We start from the raw sequence: 15501 nt of genomic DNA on the forward strand, positions 1-15501 counted from the left end.
GCGGGGCGGGGGCGGCGTCGACGCCGGCGCTGTAGGGCACCGGCCGGGCGAAAATGGGGTGAAGCGGACGGGCCGGCCGGGTTAGGGTCCCGCCATGACGACTCGTACGTTCCGAATCATGGTGCGCGGTTCCTTCGACGCGCTCACCCCCGAGCAGCACGCCGAGCTGACCGCCGAGGCGGCCGAGCACGACGTGCTGAAGGCGCAGTTCACCGACGAGGGGCACCTGACGTACGACCTGTCGGCGCGCCCGTTCTTCACCTTCCGGTTCCTGGAGTACGGGGAGGCGGAGGAGGACATCGTGGCGGCGTCGGTGCGGGCGGAGACGGCGGCGGAGTTGTGGCTGACGGACCGCGGGTACGGCTACAAGAACCTGAAGTCGCAGGCGCAGGACATGACGCTGGCGGCGGTGGGCGCCCGGGGCAAGCAGGAGGCGCGAAAGAAGAGCTGAGTATTCGTCAGAACAGCGTGTCCTGTTCGGCGGCGGGGCGGGCCCGGGGCAGCAGGGTGAGGCCGTCGCAGGCGTCGGCGGCCTCGGCGTGCAGGGTCCAGCCGGTGAGCAGGCGGGTGTCGAGGAGCAGCGGGGGCCCGGCGGGCGGGTCGAGGAAGAGGTGGCCGCCGATCGGTCGGCGCAGTCGGCCGGTCAGGCGGGCGCCGTCGCTGAGCGCCTTGACCTGCTGGTACTGCTCGGGGGCGCCGTCGGTGAGGCCGTACAGCTCGACCTGGTCGGTGACGGGGTGGTCGGGCAGCAGGGTGAGCGGGTGGCCGTCGAGCAGGCGGAGGGCGCGGGTGCGGCCGGCGGTGAGTTCGGCGTGCCGGTCGGCGGGGGTGGGCAGGGCCCACCAGGCGGGGTACTTGGCGGTGGCGGGGATGCGTTCGCGGGCCAGTTTGGCGTGGGCGAGGGTGAGTTCGGCGCGGCGGACGGCGGGCAGCGGGCCGTGGGCGAGGAACGTCCAGGTGAGGGCGGCCTGTTCGAGCAGGCGGACGGTGCCGCGTTCTTCGGCGGTGAGGCCGACCTTGAGCAGGCCGGGGCCGAACCAGGCGAGGTAGAGGCGGTAGCTGCGGCCGTCGTCGAGGATCCGGTCGCGGGCGAGTTGCAGGCCGCGGTCGGCGTTCTGGCAGGTGGGGCACTGGGTGGTGGTGCCGTCGGGTTCGATGGCGGCCTGGTGCGGGCAGGGCCGGTGGCCGCGGGCGGTGGTGGCGCCGGTGCAGCGGCGGGGGCCGGCGATCCGCCAGGCGACGGGGAGTCCGTCGGTGAGGGGCCGGTCGTGCCTGGTGGTGCCGTCGGTGGCGGTGAGGCGGGGTGCGCCGTCCAGCCAGCGCAGCCCGGTCGAGGTCCATCCGTTCGCCTGGTGCATCCGGTGAGCGTAGGGCATGGGACAGACAGTGAGCACCCGGCTGCCGACGGGCGCCCGGCGGCCTCCGTGCGGCGGTCGGGCGGGCGGCGGGCGGGCGGTCAGGGGCGGAGCAGCGGCAGGACCTGTTGGCAGAGTCGGGACAGCGCGGTGCGTTGCTCGGCGTCGAGGCTGTCGAAGGCCTGGCGGGCGCGGGTCATGTCGTCGCGGATCCGGTCGAGGACGGTGCGGCCGTCGTCGGTGATGGTGACGATCTTGACGCGGCGGTCGGCGGCGGCGGCTTCGCGGTGGGCGTAGCCGAGCGCTTCGAGGCGGTCGACGATGCCGGTGACGTTGGAGGCGTCGCAGCCGAGGCGGCCGGCCAGGGCGCGCATCGGGACGGGTTCGAGGACCGCCTTGAGTGCTTTGGCCTGCGAGGAGTTGAGGCCGTGGCGGGCCGCGGCGGCGGCGAAGTCCTGGAAGTATGCCGCGCCGACTGCCGCGACCTGTTCCATCAGTTCGCCGGTGGAGGGTGCGGTGCCGGTGGCTGTGGTGCTGCCCATGGCGGTCAGAGTACGCCCATCGTTTCAGTGCCTCCAGTATTGAGTGAGGCAAGTAGTCGGGATGTCCAGGAAAGGCGGGCGTTACAGCACCAGACGGTCGAACAGGTGGTGGAGTTCCGCGTCCGGATCGGTGGTCAGGCCGGTGTGCACGGGGCCGGGCTGGACGACGGCGCTGCGCGGGGCGGTGAGCCAGCGGAAGCGCTGTCCGGGGCTGTCGGCGGCGGCCGGCCCGGCGGCTTCGCCGCCCGCGCAGACCGCTTCGATGCCGCGCAGGGCGCGCCGGACGCCGTCCACGTCGGCGACCGGGTCGAGGGCGAGCAGCCGGCCCTGGTCGAGGTGGGTACGGGCGCCGAGGAAGCCGGAGTCGCGGCAGTACAGCAGGACGCCGATGTTGACGCACTCGCCGCGTTCGACCCGGGGGACGGCGCGGATCAGCGCGTACTCGTAGTCCTTGGGGTGCTGGTCCATCAGGCGGCCACCTCCGGGAGCCAGTCGCGGGGCCCGGCGAGGCGGGCGGTGAGCTGCGCGGTGTAGGCGGCGCGGACGTCGTCGGGGGTGTCGAAGCCGGGCTCGTCGGCGAGCCAGACGTCGGGGAGGGCGGCGACGGCGGCGGGCAGCGCGGCCTCGGCGAGGGCGGCGAGTTCGGCGTCGACCTCTCCCAGGTGGCCGGCGGCGTGCCGCAGGGCGTGGTCGGAGGCGTCGTAGGGCTTGCGCCGCCAGGCTTCGGCGCGCGGCCAGCTGTGGTGGAAGATCAGGCTGGCGCCATGGTCGATGAGCCGCAGGCCGCCGGCGGCGACCAGCAGGTTGGGGTTGCGCCAGGACCGGTCGACGTTGCCGATCAGGGCGTCGAACCAGAGCACCCGGGCGGCGGTGTCGGTGTCGACCTCGAAGCACAGCGGGTCGAAGTTGAGCGCCCCGGACACGTACGCCATGCCGAGGTTGGTGCCGCCGCTGGCCCGCATCTGGTCCTGGATCTGCACCTCGGGCTCGCTGCGGGCGAGCACCGGGTCGAGGTCGACCAGGGCGAGTTCGGGCACCGGCAGGCCGAGCCGGCGGCCGAGTTCACCGGCCAGCACCTCGGCCACCAGCGCCTTGCGGCCCTGGGCCGCGCCGACCCATTTCAGCACGTACAGGCGGCGGTCGTCGGCCTCGATCAGGCCCGGCATCGAACCGCCTTCGCGCAGCGGCGTCGCGTAGCGGACGGCCGTCACCTCGGAGAGCATCCCGACAGCCTAGCGGCCCTCACCGGCGGGCACGGGCCGGGGAGCGGTTGGAGATGCACCCGCCCGGGGGCCGTGCGAGTGTGGCCAGCAGTCGTCCTTAAGTCAGTCACGGACTGTTGCCAACAGTCGTTCTCAAGTCAGTCACGGACTCAGTCACGGACCCGCAAACGTAGGGGATGAACGATGGAACGACCTCGGATCCTGATCGTCGGCGGTGGCTTCGCCGGGCTGGAGTGCGCGCGCCGTCTGGAGCGCAAGCTCGCCCCTTCCGAGGCGGAGATCTCGCTGGTCACGCCGTTCAGCTACCAGCTGTACCTGCCGCTGCTGCCGCACGTCGCAGCCGGGGTGCTGACCCCGCAGTCGGTGGCGATCTCGCTGCGGCGCACGCTGCGGCGCACCCACATAGTCCCCGGCGGGGCGATCGGCATCGATCCGCGCTCCAGGGTGGCGGTGGTCCGCAAGATCACCGACGAGGTGGTGGCGGAGAAGTACGACTACCTGGTGCTGTCGCCGGGCAGCGTCACCCGGACCTTCGACATCCCGGGTCTGCCGGACTACGCGCGCGGCATGAAGACCCTCGCCGAGGCGACGTACATCCGCGACCACGTGATCGCGCAGCTCGACCTGGCGTCCGCGTCGATGGACGAGAAGGAGCGGGCGTCGCGGCTGCAGTTCGTGGTGGTCGGCGGCGGCTACGCGGGCACCGAGACGGCGGCCTGTCTGCAACGGCTCACCACGGCGGCGATCAAGCGCTACCCGCGGCTGGACCCGGACCTGATCAAGTGGCACCTGATCGACATCGCGCCGAAGTTGATGCCGGAGCTGGGCGACAAGCTCGGCGAGACCGCGATGGAGATCCTCCGGGGGCGCGGCGTGGACGTGTCGCTGGGCGTGTCGGTCGCGGAGGTCGGCGCGGAGACGGTGAAGTTCACCGACGGCCGGACGCTGCCGTGCCGGACGCTGATCTGGACGGCGGGCGTGGCCGCGTCGCCGCTGATCGGCACGCTGGACGCGGAGACGGTGCGCGGGCGCCTGGCGGTGACGGCGGAGATGCGGGTGCCGCAGTACGAGGGCATGTTCGCGCTCGGTGACGCCGCCGCGGTGCCGGACCTCGCCAAGGGCGACGGCGCGGTGTGCCCGCCGACCGCGCAGCACTCGGCGCGGCAGGGCCGGCGGCTGGCCGACAACCTGGTGGCGGCGGTGCGCAACCAGCCGTTGCAGCCGTACTTCCACAAGGACCTGGGCCTGGTGGTCGACCTCGGCGGCAAGGACGCGGTGTCCAAGCCGATGGGCGTCGAACTGCACGGCCTGCCCGCCCAGTTGGTGGCTCGCAGCTACCACGTGATGGCGATGCGCACCAACTCCGCGAAGTACCGCACCAGTGCCAATTGGCTGCTGAACGCCACCGCCGGCGACGACTTCGTGCGCACCGGCTTCCTGGCCCGCCAGCCCGCCCGGCTGCGGGACTTCGAGTACACCGACGCGTACCTCTCCCGCGACCAGGTCCGCGAACACGCCCAGGCCCTGCTGGCCAAGGGCTGACGCCCGCGCCCCCGACAAGGCCCCCGTCCGGCTGCCGGGCGGGGGCCGCGTCGTGCGGGCGGGCGGCGTCACAGGGTGTACGGGTACAGCTCGGCGTGCTCGCGCGGGACGGCGATCTCCAGCGGGCCGGGCGGGCGGCCGGGCAGGTCGAGCAGCACGACGGCGGTGCCGATCCGCAGCACCCCGTCGCCGTCGAACTCGCCGCGCAGCACGAGCAGTTCGCCGTCGGTGCGGATCTGCGGGCCGGGCCCGGCGGCGGGGCGGACGACGGCGTGGTCCTCGTCGATCGTCCACTCCACGGCGTACGGCCCGGGCGGGTCGGCCGGATCGCCGCGCCAACGGGCGACGGCCGGGCCGTAGGGGGTCGCCACCTCGGCGAGCACGGGCGGGCCGGGGTGCAGTCGGGCCAGGTCGATCCGCATCTCAGGTCACCCGCGAGCCGTGCACCGGGCCGTGCAGGACGTCGGCGACGGCGGCGGCCAGGGCGGGGGCGTCGGCGGGGTCGAGGGGGGCGATGCCGATCCGGACGGCGGGCGGCGAGGCGAGGCGGAAGCGGGAGCCGGGGGCGACCACCCAGCCGCGGTGCAGGAGGGCGGCGCAGACGGCGGTCTCGTCGGGGACGGGCACCCAGACGTTGACGCCGCTCTCGCCGTGGGCGCGGACGCCGTGCGCGGCGAGCGCGGTGAGCAGCGCGTCGCGGCGGGCCCGGTAGGCGGCGGCGATGGTGGCGGCGGGCGCGGCGTCGGTGCGGCGCAGTTCGACGACGGCGCGTTGCAGCAGGTGGCTGACCCAGCCGGTGTCCAGGCGCTGGCGGCCGAGGACGCGGGCGACGGTGTCGGCGTCGCCGGTGAGGACGGCGACCCGCAGGTCGGGGCCGAGGGCCTTGGCTGCGGAGCGGACCAGTGCCCAGTGGGTGACGGTGGTGCCGCCGCGGCCGTCGGAGGCGAGCGACCGGAAGGGCTGGTCGACCATGCCGTGGCCGTGGTCGTCCTCGATCAGCACGGTGCGGGGGCGGGCGGCGAGGACGGTGCGCAGGGCGGCGGCGCGGGCGGGGGTGAGGGCGGCGCCGGTGGGGTTCTGGGCGCGGCTGGTGACGATCAGGGCGCGGGCGCCGGCGTCGAGGGCGGCGGCGACGGCGTGCGGGAGCGGGCCTTCGTCGTCGACGGGGACGCCGGCGGTGCGCAGGCCGAGGGCGGGGACCAGGTCGAGGACGCTGCCCCAGCCCGGGTCCTCGACGGCGACGGTGTCGCCGGTGCGCAGGGTGGCGGCCAGGACGCGGCCGATGGTGTCCAACGCGCCTGAGCAGACGGCGAGTTCGCCGTCTGGGGCGCCGTCGGCGCGGAACTCGGCGCGGAAGCCGTCGAGGAGTTCGGGTTCGGCGACGGGGTGGCCGTACATGACGGTGGGGCCGGCCGCGGCGGCGGCCAGCGCGGGGCCGAGCGGGGGCAGCAGGGCGGGGTCGGGGTTGCCGGCCGACAGGTCGCGGGCGCCGGGCGGGACGGGCAGCCGGGCCTCGTCGCGGGGGGTGGTGGCGGGGCGGGGCCTGATTCGGCTGCCGCGCCGGCCGGCGGTCTCGATGACGCCGCGTTCGCGCAGCAGGCGGTAGGCGGCGGCGACGGTGTTGGGGTTGACCCCGAGTTCGCCGGCCAGGTCGCGCAGCGGCGGCAGGGCGGCTCCGGGCTCCAACTGTCCGTCGGCGATGGCGCGTTCGACGTCGGCGGCGATCTCGCTGGCCCGCCGACCCGTGATCCGATACTCTCCTAGCACAAACGCAATTATGCACTAGTACAGAGGGGTTGTCATGTCGGACCTGCCGAAGGACACGTACGCCCGGAACGCCCTCACCACCCCCACCCGCAGCAAGGAGCGCGCCGACTGGGACCGGTACTCGCTGCACGCGATCCTGGACGCCGGGTACCTGTGCCACCTGGGCTTCGTCCGGGACGGCCGGCCGGTGGTGCTGCCCACCCTGTACGCACGGGTCGGCGAGCGGCTGTACATCCACGGCTCGACCGGCAGCCGCCCGCTGCGCGGGGCGCAGGACGACCAGGGCCTGGCGGTGTGCGTGACGGTCACGCACCTGGACGCCCTGGTGCTGGCCAAGTCGGCGTTCCACCACTCCGTCAACTACCGCTCGGTGGTGGCGCACGGCACCGCGTACCAGGTCACCGACCCGGCGGAGCTGCGGGCGGCGCTGGACGCGATCGTCGATCAGGTGGTGCCGGGCCGGTCCGCGGACTGCCGGCCGGGCAACGCGAAGGAGCTGGCGGCGACGGCGGTGATCCGGCTGGATCTGGACCAGGTGTCGGCGAAGTCCCGCACCGGCGGCGTGAACGACGACGAGGCGGACCTCGACCTGCCGTACTGGGCGGGCCTGGTGCCGGTCTCCCCCGTCCGCGGCGCGCCGGAGCCCTCCCCGCACACGGACGTCCCGCTGCCCGGCTACCTGGCGGGCCCGGCGTGCTGATCCGGGGCTGGGACCGGGGCACGGACCGGGAGTGGCAGGAGTGGCTGGCGGCCGGGCGGGACTTCGGCACGCTGGCCGCCAACGGCCCCGAGGGCCCGGTGCTGGTGCCCACGCACTTCCTGCTGGACGCCGCGGCGGGCGAGGTCCTGCTGCACCTGGCCGCCCCCAACCCGCTGCTGGGGGCGGTGCGCGCCGACCCGCACGTGACGCTGGCGGTCACCGACGACTACGCGTTCGCGCCGGGCCGCTGGCGCGACGCGCCGTACACGCCGACCAGCTACTACGCCTCGGTGCAGTTCTCCTGCACCGCGGAGCTGGTGGAGGACCCGGCCGGCAAGGCGGAGATCCTCAACCGGCAGCTGGCGCACTCCCAGCCCGAGAACACCGAGGACCGGGTGACGGTCGGACAGGCGCCGTACGGTCCGCTGCTGACCGGCCTGTGCGGGCTGCGGCTGACGGTGCGCCGGGTGCGGGCGAAGTTCAAGTACGACGACAAGAAGCCGGTGGAGCTCCAGCTGGAGATCGCCGAGCGGCTGGCCGAGCGGCACGCGGCGACCGGCAACCCGCAGGACGCGGCGGCCCGGGCGCAGCTGCTGCGGCGGCGCACCCGCCGCCCGGCCCTCGGGGTCGGCGGACCGGCCCCCGGCGGTTCGTCGGACTGACAGCTCATCGGTTCCGGGCGTGTCGAAGCCGCGCCACGGGGTGGCCGCTGGTCGAATTACCTCCGGATAATTCCGCCCGTAACCGGACGGATCGTCACGTAGGGAGAGAGCACTGGCTACCCACCCCTCCGTCCGGGACGAGCACCTCGGCCATGTGGTGTTCATCTCCGCCGCCGCCGCGATGGGCGGCTTCCTGTTCGGCTACGACAGCGCGGTGATCAACGGCGCGGTCACCGGCATTCAGAAGCACTTCGGCGTCGGCAACGGCGAGACCGCGTTCGTGGTGGCGATCGCGCTGCTCGGCTCGGCGGCCGGCGCGGTGATGGCCGGCTGGCTGGCCGACCACCTGGGCCGGGTGCGGACGATGCTGCTGGCCGCGACGCTGTTCGCGATCAGCGGCGTCGGGTCGATGTTCCCGCCCAGCATCCAGGTGCTGGGGGTGTGGCGCGTGCTCGGCGGCATCGCGATCGGCATCGCCTCGGTGATCGCCCCCACCTACATCGCCGAGGTCGCGCCGACCGCGTACCGGGGCCGGCTCGCCTCGTTCCAGCAGATGGCGATCGTGCTCGGCATCACCGTCTCGCAGCTCGCCAACTGGGCGCTCAACCAGGCCGCGGGCGGCGAGTCCACCAACCACCTGGGGGGCATCCAGGCCTGGCAGTGGATGCTCGGCGTGGAGGCGGTGCCCGCCCTGGTGTACGGGCTGATGGCGCTGGCCATCCCCGAGTCGCCGCGCTACCTGATCGCCGACGGGCGCGAGGAGCAGGCCCGCAAGGTGCTGGTCGAGGTGGAGGGCGAGCACGTCGACCTGGACAGGCGGGTGGCGGAGATCCGCCGGGTGCTGGACACCCGCCGCAAGCCGCGGCTGTCGGACCTGACCGGCGGCCGGCTCGGCCTGCTGCCGATCGTCTGGGTCGGCATCGGCGCCTCGGTGTTCCAGCAGTTCGTCGGCATCAACGTGATCTTCTACTACTCGTCGTTCCTGTGGCAGTCGGTCGGCATCAACGAGTCCAACTCGCTGCTGATCTCGCTGTCCACCTCGATCGTCAACGTCATCGGCACGGTGGTGGCGATGGCCCTGGTCGACCGGATCGGCCGCAAGCCGCTGGCGCTGGCCGGCTCCGCCGGCATGGCGGTCGCGCTCGCGCTGGCCGCCTGGGCGTTCTCCTACCGGCACGGCACCGGCGACACCGCCACCCTGGCGAACGCCTACGCGACGACCGCGCTGATCGCCGCGCACGTCTTCGTGTTCTGCTTCGCGTTCTCCTGGGGCGTGGTGGTGTGGGTGCTGCTCGGCGAGATGTTCCCGAACGCGATCCGGGCGCTGGCCCTGTCGGTCGCCGCGTCCGCGCAGTGGATCGCCAACTGGGCGATCACCGTCTCCTTCCCGACCCTCTCGGACTGGAACCTGTCCGCGACGTACGTGATCTACGCCTGCTTCGCCCTGCTGTCGATCCCGTTCGTGGCCTTCTCCATCAGGGAGACCAAGGGCAAAGCGCTGGAGGAGATGGGCTGAACTCTCGCTGACACACCCTCGGTGTGCCGCTGACGGCGGCGGAACCGGGCCTAGAGTGCCAGACGAACCTTCCTGCCCGCCGCCGCCCGCGCGGCCACCCCGACGGAGAGGCCATGGGCGCTGCCCGCCAGAACGTCAGCTTCGCCGGCCCCTCCGGCCGGACCGTGCACGGCTACCTGGCGGTGCCGCCCGCCGGGGTCGGCCCCGGAGTCCTGGTGATCCAGGAGTGGTGGGGGCTCACCCGGCACATCGCCGAACTCACCGACCGGCTCGCCGCAGAGGGCTTCCTCGCGCTCGCGCCCGACCTGTACGGCGGCACCGTCACCCACGACCGGGAGTCCGCCGCCCGGATGAAGCGCGAACTGCCCGCCGAGCGGGCCGCGGAGGAGCTCGCCGCCGCCGTCTCCTACCTGCTGGCGCACCCCGGCTCGGTCGGCGACGCGATCGGCGTGACCGGCTTCTGCATGGGCGGCGGCCTCGCCCTTCAGCTCGCCGCCCGCGAGGGCGACCGGGTCGCCGCCGTCGTCCCGTTCTACGGCCTGCCCGGCGACCCCGACTACGACTACCGCGGCCTGACCGCGCACGTCCTCGGCCACTACGGCGAACAGGACGCCTCGCTGCCCGCCGCCGCCGTCGACGAGGCCGCGATCCGGATCGGCGAGGCCACCGACCGCCGCCCCGAGATCCACTTCTACCCGGCCGGCCACGCCTTCATGAACGACGAGAAGACCCCCAGCAGCTACGACCCGTTGCAGGCCGCCATCGCCTGGCGCCGCACCCTCACCTTCCTCTGGGCGCACCTGGGTTGACGCCCCGGCGGGAATTCCCGCTGGCGGGGGCCGGGCGGCCGGTGGTAGCTCTGACGGATGCTGATCGGAGCGAAGACCCTGCTGCGGGCCCGGCGCGAGAGCGACGTCGCGGTGCTGCACGAAGAACTGTACGAGGACGTCGCGATGCGCACCCGGACGGACGGGCGGCCGTGGCGGCCGCTGCCCGTCGAGGCGTCGCCGTTCCGGGCCACGGGCACGGAGGAGCCCGCGGTGTTCTCGGTGGTGGAGCGCGAGGGCGGCGCCCTCGCCGGCGCCGCCGTGGTGTGGGGCGTCGACACCCACCACCGCTCCGCCCACCTCGGCCTCTCCCTGCTGCCGGCGATGCGCGGGCGCGGCCTCGGGGCGGACGCGGTGCGGGTGCTGTGCCGGTACGGCTTCGAGGTCCGCGGCCTGCACCGCCTGCAGGTGGACACGCTGGCGGACAACACGGCGATGATCGGCGCCGCCGAACGGGCCGGGTTCCGCGTCGAGGGGACGATGCGCGGCGCCGCCTGGGTGTCGGGGCGGTTCGTCGACGAGGTGGTGCTGGGGCTGCTCGCGGACGGCTGGACGCCCTGAGAACGGCCGGGCGCCCCGAAATTCGGTGGACAGGGCGGGCGTTCGGGAGTCATCGTCGGGCAGTGCGCATCACCTACCCGGCCTGGGCAGGCCGGAACTACCGGATTCAGACCGCCGCCACGGTGGTGAGCGGGCTCGGCAACGCCGCCGCGCCGATCGCCACCGCGTTCGCCGTGCTGGGCGTGGCGGGCTGGGGCGCCGCCGAGGTCGGCTACGTGACGGCGGCGCGGACGGTGCCGCTGGTGGCGCTGATGCTGATCGGCGGGGCCGTCGCCGACCGCTGGCCGCGGCACGTGGTGATGGTGGGCGCCAACGTCTTCAACGCGGTGTCCCAGGGCGCGCTCGCCGCACTGGTGCTGATCGGGCATCCGCCGCTGTGGGGGCTGATGGCGCTCGCCGCGGCCGGCGGCGCCGGGCAGGCGTTCTACACCCCGGCCGCCGAGGGCGTGATCCTCCAGGCGGTGCCGGCCGAGCACGCGTCGAAGGCCCTGTCGGTGTTCAAGATGGGCATGAACGGCGCACAGATCGCCGGCGCCGCGCTCGGCGGCCTGCTCGCCGGGCTGATCGGCCCGGGCTGGGTGCTGGCGGGGGACGCGCTCTGCTTCGCGGTGGCCGCCCTGATGCGCACCGGCCTGACGCAGGTCGGCGAACGGCGCGAGACCGGGCCCAGCCTGGTGCACGAACTGCGGGCCGGCTGGCGGGAGTTCGTCTCGCGCCGCTGGCTGTGGGCGATCGTCGTGCAGTTCTCCCTGATGAACGCCTGCGTGCTGGCCGTGGAGACGGTCTACGGGCCGGTGGTCGCCGAGGAGCGGATGGGCGGCGCCAAGGCGTGGGGCACCGCGATGGCCGCGCTCAGCGTCGGCATGGTGGTGAGCGCGGTGCTGATGGCCCGCTGGCAGCCCCGCCGGATGCTGCTGGTCGGCAACGGCGGCGTGTTCCTGTTCGGCCTGCCCGCGCTCGCACTGGCCCTCGGCCTGCCGCTGATACCCGTCGTGGCGGCGATGTTCCTGTCCGGCGTCGGCGTCACGGTCTTCGTGGTCGGCTGGATGGTGACGCTCCGTCAGGAGATCCCGGAGGAGATGCTGTCGCGGATCTCCGCGTACGACGCCTTCGGCTCGTTCGCGCTGATGCCCGCGGGCACCGCGCTGGCCGGCCCGGCGGCCGACGCACTGGGCCGGTCCGGCGCGCTGTGGGCCTGCGCGCTGACCTGTCTCGGCCTGGCCGCGGCGGTGCTGCTGGTGCCCGAGGTACGGCAGTTGGAGCGCGCGGTGCCCGAGGCGCGCGGCAACACGGTGCAACCGGAGCCCGCCCCGTCCGGGTGACTGCCGCCCCGGCCTGCAACCCCCGGGGGCCCGGCTGCGTCCGTGCGGGCAACTGGCCACGACCCGGTGAGGAACCCGCATGGGCAAGCCGCTGCTGTACGTTGACGTCGACGGGGTGCTGAACCCGGTGTTCCCGCACCCCGACGGGGACTTCGACTCCCATACTCTGCTGGGCTATTCGGTGCTGCTGTCACCGCGCCACGGCGAGTGGCTGCACGAACTGGCCGACCGCTACGACCTGGTGTGGGCCACCACCTGGGAGTACGAGGCGAATCGGTACATCGCCCCGCTGCTGGGCCTTCCCGAACTCCCGGTGGTGAAGTTCAGCGGCTACGTCCCCCAGCCCGGCGACCCGCGGGTCCCGCTGATGGAACTGTTCTCCGCCTTCAAGTGGGCGCCGCTGCTGCGCTACGCCCAGGGCCGCCCGTTCGCCTGGATCGACGACTGCATCCCGTCCCGGCTGGTGCGCCGCAGCCTGCTGCGCCCGGACCGGCTGCTGATGCCGATCGACCCGGCGCAGGGCCTGCTGCGCGAACACGTCGACCGGCTGCTGCGCCGCCCCCCGGCGCAGAGCTGGCTCAACCGGCGGACGGGCTGACCGGCGCCGGTGCGGGATCGGGGCGCGCGGCCGACGGCGCGTCCACCACGACCCAGACCCGCTCCCAGCGGGCGGTGCGGCTGTGCCCGAAGCGGTCGCCGTGCCGCAGCACCCGCAGCACCGCCAACGTCTGGGTGTGGTCCGGGCGTTCGGCGACCTTGAGGCTGACCTTGGTGCCTCCGCCGGCCCGGTCGCGTTCGACCAGCGGCTCGATGCCGGTGAGCTTGTGCAGCGCGTCCGCGATCCGCCGGGCGCGCTGCCGGCCCCGGTCGCCGTGCCAGCCCTGCTGCCCGTCCATGCCGCTCCCGCTCCCCTGCTCGCCGACGCGCCGCGCGCCCACCCGGCCTCACCCTACCCGCAGGTGACGGCCAGTCAGCAAAGGCCGGGTCAGGAGGGCAGCCAGCTGAGGTGGCCGGCCAGCAGGGCGTAGCCGATGAAGCCGACCATGTCGATCAGGCCGTGCGCGGCGACCAGCGGGCCGACCCGGCGCCAGCGGCGGTACAGCAGGCAGAACACCACGCCCATCACGATGTTGCCGGTCAGGCCGCCGATGCCCTGGTACAGGTGGTAGGAGCCGCGCAGCAGGGCGCTGGCGGCGATGATCGCCGGCCAGGTCCAGCCGAGCTGGTGCAGGCGGCGCACCAGGTAGCCGACCACCACGACCTCTTCCAGGACGGCGTTCTGCCAGGCGGAGGCGATCAGCACGGGGATCCGCCACCACACGTCCGGCAGGCCGGATCCGGCGACGGTCAGGTTGAAGCCGGCCGCCTGCATGGCGACGTAGAACGCGAGGCCGGAGCCGCCGATCGCGGCGGCGAGCAGCGTGCCGCGGCCGAGGTCGGAGAGCTTGTGCCGCAGGTCGAAGCCGATGGTGCGCAGCGAGGCGCCTTCGCGGACCAGCAGGTAGCCGACCAGGGCGACGGGCATCAGGGCGCGGGCGATGTAGAACAGCTGCCAGGCGAGGTCGAGCCAGGGCCGGCCGGGGGCGCGGGAGGCGTTGAGGGTGGCGACCTGTTGGCCGAGGCCGCCGGGTTCGGTGAGCGAGCCGATGAAGCTGATCAGCGCGGAGACGCCGCTCGCGCCGAGCGAGAGCCCGAGGACGATGAGCAGTTCGACGACGAGCAGGCGGCGGGAGGGCGTCGTGGTGGTGGCGGGCTCGGCCGAGGCGGTGGTCACTGGTCTCCCCGAGGACGGATGCGGCCCGGAGCTCACTTCCGAGCTCCGGGCCGATCATCTTTCCACAGGACGATGAGACGTTCTCGGACCCCGGGAGGCGGTCAGTCCACCGGCCAGGTGTGCACGGGCTCGCCGCTGCGCATGCCCTCGATGTAGCGCCGGGTCATCGCGGCGATCGCGGCGTTCGGGTCGAGGCCGTGGCGTTCGCGCAGGCGGTGCACGGTGGCGGCCTGCCAGGCGGCGCCGTTGGTGCGGCGCAGGCAGCGCTGCTCGATGATCCCGAGGTAGTGGTCCCGGTCGCGGGCGGCGATGCCCCACTCGTCCAGGCCCTGGTGGGCGAGCGGCAGCAGCTCGTTCAGCACCAGGTCGGTGGCGGGCAGTTCGACCAGGCCGCGGGCGCCGCGGCCGGAGCGGGGCCACCACTGGACGGCGTCGATGCCGTAGCGGGCGCCGTTGCGGAAGTTCTCGTCGGCCTTCTCGTAGGGCAGCCTGCTCCAGATCGGGCGGGGCTGCTCGGCCAGCACCCGGACCAGGCCGTAGAAGAAGGCGGCGTTGGCGAGGACGTCGGCGACGGTCGGGCCGGCGGGCAGGCAGCGGTTCTCCACCCGCAGGTGGGCGACGCCGTCGGCGACGTCGTACACGGGGCGGTTCCAGCGGTAGATGGTGCCGTTGTGCAGCCGCATCTCGCCGAGCCGGGGGGCACCGCCGGAGGCGAGCACCTTGACCGGGTCCTCGTCGTCGCAGATCGGCAGCAGCGCGGGGAAGTAGCGCAGGTTCTCCTCGAACAGGTCGTAGGCGGAGTCGACCCAGCGCTCGCCGAACCAGGTGATCGGGCGCACGCCCTGGGCCTTGAGTTCGGCCGTGCGGGTGTCGCAGGCCTGCTGGAACAGCACCGGGCGGGTCTCGCGCCACAGCTCGCGGCCGAACAGGAACGGCGAGTTGGCGCCGAGGGCGAGCTGCACGCCGCAGATCGACTGGGCGGCGTTCCACACCGAGGCGAACCGGGCGGGGGTGACCTGGAGGTGCAGTTGCAGGGAGGTGGCGGCGGCCTCGGCGACCATCGACACCGAGTCGATGGTCAGCCGCTCCACGCCGTCGATGTCGAGGGCGATGTCCTCGCCGCGGGCGGCCAGGATCTGGTCGCTGAGCAGGGTGTAGCGGTCGTTGCTGCTCATCGCCTCCAGCCCGGCGTGCTCCAGGTCGAGGGTGGGCAGGATGCCGACCATGACGAGCCGCCCGCCGGCCGCCTCGGCCCGCCGGTCGGCGTAGCGCAGGGCGGTGTCGAGCTCCTCGCGCAGGTCCTCGAAGACGTGCCCGCCCAGGCGGCGGGGGGCGATGTTCAGCTCGATGTTGAAGCGTCCGAGCTCCGTCTGGAAGTCGGCGGAGGCGATCGCGTCCAGCACCGCTTCGTTGCCGAGCATGGGCAGTCCCTGCTCGTCGGCCAGATTGAGTTCGATCTCCACGCCCATCATGGCTTTCGGGCGGTCGAACCGTTCCTCCTTGAGCATTCGCCCCAGGACGTCCAGACAGGACTGGAGCTTGCGGCGGTACAGCTGCCGGTCGGCCAGCTCCGCCCGGGTCGCCACGACCTTCTCGCCCACGGTGCCTTTCCTCCTCTCGGTCGACAGTGCCTGTGCATCATGCCCAGCGCGAAGATTTCTAGCCCACGGTCCGAACGGATGAACGAGGCGCAGTTTCTGACGGTTCGTC

The 15501-nt window shown here is 73.6% G+C and carries 18 protein-coding genes; 9 read left to right on the forward strand and 9 right to left on the reverse strand.

Features of this window, described 5'->3' with window-relative positions; genetic code table 11:
• Positions 1–94 precede the first annotated feature (94 nt).
• A complete protein-coding gene (locus tag ACIQF6_RS26010; protein ID WP_400899058.1) occupies positions 95–451 on the forward strand; it encodes a DUF6204 family protein in 357 nt (118 codons plus the stop codon).
• 7 nt (positions 452–458) lie between these two features.
• On the opposite strand, the gene ACIQF6_RS26015 is transcribed toward ACIQF6_RS26010, so the two are convergent.
• From ACIQF6_RS26015 to ACIQF6_RS26030, 4 genes are all read right to left on the reverse strand, one after another.
• Positions 459–1376: a DUF2797 domain-containing protein gene (locus tag ACIQF6_RS26015; RefSeq protein WP_400899060.1), complete on the reverse strand. Its 918-nt coding sequence runs from the start codon at positions 1374–1376 to the stop codon at positions 459–461.
• 80 nt (positions 1377–1456) lie between these two features.
• The gene (locus ACIQF6_RS26020; protein WP_400899062.1) at positions 1457–1897 is read right to left on the reverse strand and encodes a MarR family winged helix-turn-helix transcriptional regulator; all 441 of its coding nucleotides are present in this window, start codon (positions 1895–1897) and stop codon (positions 1457–1459) included.
• A gap of 81 nt (positions 1898–1978) precedes the next feature.
• Positions 1979–2368, reverse strand: coding sequence for a DUF3037 domain-containing protein (locus tag ACIQF6_RS26025; protein ID WP_400899370.1), 390 nt, complete (start codon positions 2366–2368; stop codon positions 1979–1981).
• Positions 2365–3120, reverse strand: coding sequence for a HipA family kinase (locus ACIQF6_RS26030; protein ID WP_400899064.1), 756 nt, complete (start codon positions 3118–3120; stop codon positions 2365–2367). The genes ACIQF6_RS26025 and ACIQF6_RS26030 overlap by 4 nt, the downstream gene beginning before the upstream one ends.
• Positions 3121–3303: 183 nt before the next feature.
• Between ACIQF6_RS26030 and ACIQF6_RS26035 the strand changes: the two genes are divergently transcribed.
• Positions 3304–4662 (forward strand): NAD(P)/FAD-dependent oxidoreductase, encoded by a 1359-nt coding sequence (locus ACIQF6_RS26035; protein ID WP_400899066.1) that lies wholly within the window; start codon positions 3304–3306, stop codon positions 4660–4662.
• Between the two features lie 68 nt (positions 4663–4730).
• On the opposite strand, the gene ACIQF6_RS26040 is transcribed toward ACIQF6_RS26035, so the two are convergent.
• Both ACIQF6_RS26040 and ACIQF6_RS26045 read right to left on the reverse strand, forming a co-directional pair.
• Positions 4731–5084, reverse strand: a complete 354-nt coding sequence (locus ACIQF6_RS26040; protein ID WP_400899068.1) for a hypothetical protein — start codon at positions 5082–5084, stop codon at positions 4731–4733.
• Position 5085: 1 nt separating this feature from the next.
• Entirely contained in the window at positions 5086–6429 is a 1344-nt protein-coding gene (locus tag ACIQF6_RS26045) for an aminotransferase class I/II-fold pyridoxal phosphate-dependent enzyme (RefSeq protein ID WP_400899070.1), read from the reverse strand.
• Between the two features lie 34 nt (positions 6430–6463).
• On the opposite strand from ACIQF6_RS26045, the gene ACIQF6_RS26050 reads away from it, so the two are divergent.
• The 7 genes from ACIQF6_RS26050 to ACIQF6_RS26080 all read left to right on the forward strand — a co-directional run bounded on the left by ACIQF6_RS26050 (position 6464) and on the right by ACIQF6_RS26080 (position 12615).
• Entirely contained in the window at positions 6464–7129 is a 666-nt protein-coding gene (locus ACIQF6_RS26050; protein WP_400899072.1) for a pyridoxamine 5'-phosphate oxidase family protein, read from the forward strand.
• Positions 7123–7791, forward strand: a complete 669-nt coding sequence (locus ACIQF6_RS26055) for an FMN-binding negative transcriptional regulator (RefSeq protein ID WP_400899074.1) — start codon at positions 7123–7125, stop codon at positions 7789–7791. The genes ACIQF6_RS26050 and ACIQF6_RS26055 overlap by 7 nt, the downstream gene beginning before the upstream one ends.
• Before the next feature lie 112 nt (positions 7792–7903).
• Entirely contained in the window at positions 7904–9307 is a 1404-nt protein-coding gene (locus ACIQF6_RS26060; RefSeq protein WP_400899372.1) for a sugar porter family MFS transporter, read from the forward strand.
• Between the two features lie 113 nt (positions 9308–9420).
• A complete protein-coding gene (locus ACIQF6_RS26065; protein WP_400899076.1) occupies positions 9421–10116 on the forward strand; it encodes a dienelactone hydrolase family protein in 696 nt (231 codons plus the stop codon).
• Between the two features lie 57 nt (positions 10117–10173).
• Positions 10174–10695 carry a GNAT family N-acetyltransferase gene (locus ACIQF6_RS26070; RefSeq protein WP_400899078.1) on the forward strand — a complete coding sequence of 174 codons (522 nt, stop codon included), beginning with the start codon at positions 10174–10176 and terminating at the stop codon, positions 10693–10695.
• 62 nt (positions 10696–10757) lie between these two features.
• Positions 10758–12017 (forward strand): MFS transporter, encoded by a 1260-nt coding sequence (locus tag ACIQF6_RS26075; RefSeq protein WP_400899080.1) that lies wholly within the window; start codon positions 10758–10760, stop codon positions 12015–12017.
• Between the two features lie 79 nt (positions 12018–12096).
• Positions 12097–12615, forward strand: coding sequence for an HAD domain-containing protein (locus ACIQF6_RS26080; RefSeq protein WP_400899082.1), 519 nt, complete (start codon positions 12097–12099; stop codon positions 12613–12615).
• Here the strand turns inward: ACIQF6_RS26080 and ACIQF6_RS26085 are convergent.
• The 3 genes from ACIQF6_RS26085 to ACIQF6_RS26095 form a co-directional block, all read right to left on the reverse strand.
• Entirely contained in the window at positions 12596–12913 is a 318-nt protein-coding gene (locus ACIQF6_RS26085; protein ID WP_400899084.1) for a hypothetical protein, read from the reverse strand. The two genes, ACIQF6_RS26080 and ACIQF6_RS26085, sit on opposite strands and share 20 nt — an antisense overlap.
• A gap of 89 nt (positions 12914–13002) precedes the next feature.
• Entirely contained in the window at positions 13003–13791 is a 789-nt protein-coding gene (locus tag ACIQF6_RS26090) for a CPBP family intramembrane glutamic endopeptidase (protein WP_400899086.1), read from the reverse strand.
• Positions 13792–13892: 101 nt separating this feature from the next.
• Positions 13893–15392, reverse strand: a complete 1500-nt coding sequence (locus ACIQF6_RS26095; RefSeq protein WP_400899089.1) for a glutamate--cysteine ligase — start codon at positions 15390–15392, stop codon at positions 13893–13895.
• Between the last annotated feature and the right edge of the window lie 109 nt (positions 15393–15501).

Origin of the sequence: Kitasatospora sp. NPDC092948, from assembly GCF_044754805.1 — a bacterium.
GTDB lineage: Bacteria > Actinomycetota > Actinomycetes > Streptomycetales > Streptomycetaceae > Kitasatospora.

Bases quoted from the DNA above. Each gene is read 5' to 3' on its own strand.
- ACIQF6_RS26010 (WP_400899058.1), top strand. From the start codon at position 95: ATGACGACTCGTACGTTCCGAATCATGGTGCGCGGTTCCTTCGACGCG.
- ACIQF6_RS26015 (WP_400899060.1), bottom strand. From the start codon at position 1,376: ATGCCCTACGCTCACCGGATGCACCAGGCGAACGGATGGACCTCGACC.
- ACIQF6_RS26020 (WP_400899062.1), bottom strand. From the start codon at position 1,897: ATGGGCAGCACCACAGCCACCGGCACCGCACCCTCCACCGGCGAACTG.
- ACIQF6_RS26030 (WP_400899064.1), bottom strand. From the start codon at position 3,120: ATGCTCTCCGAGGTGACGGCCGTCCGCTACGCGACGCCGCTGCGCGAA.
- ACIQF6_RS26035 (WP_400899066.1), top strand. From the start codon at position 3,304: ATGGAACGACCTCGGATCCTGATCGTCGGCGGTGGCTTCGCCGGGCTG.
- ACIQF6_RS26040 (WP_400899068.1), bottom strand. From the start codon at position 5,084: ATGCGGATCGACCTGGCCCGACTGCACCCCGGCCCGCCCGTGCTCGCC.
- ACIQF6_RS26050 (WP_400899072.1), top strand. From the start codon at position 6,464: ATGTCGGACCTGCCGAAGGACACGTACGCCCGGAACGCCCTCACCACC.
- ACIQF6_RS26065 (WP_400899076.1), top strand. From the start codon at position 9,421: ATGGGCGCTGCCCGCCAGAACGTCAGCTTCGCCGGCCCCTCCGGCCGG.
- ACIQF6_RS26070 (WP_400899078.1), top strand. From the start codon at position 10,174: ATGCTGATCGGAGCGAAGACCCTGCTGCGGGCCCGGCGCGAGAGCGAC.
- ACIQF6_RS26080 (WP_400899082.1), top strand. From the start codon at position 12,097: ATGGGCAAGCCGCTGCTGTACGTTGACGTCGACGGGGTGCTGAACCCG.
- ACIQF6_RS26085 (WP_400899084.1), bottom strand. From the start codon at position 12,913: ATGGACGGGCAGCAGGGCTGGCACGGCGACCGGGGCCGGCAGCGCGCC.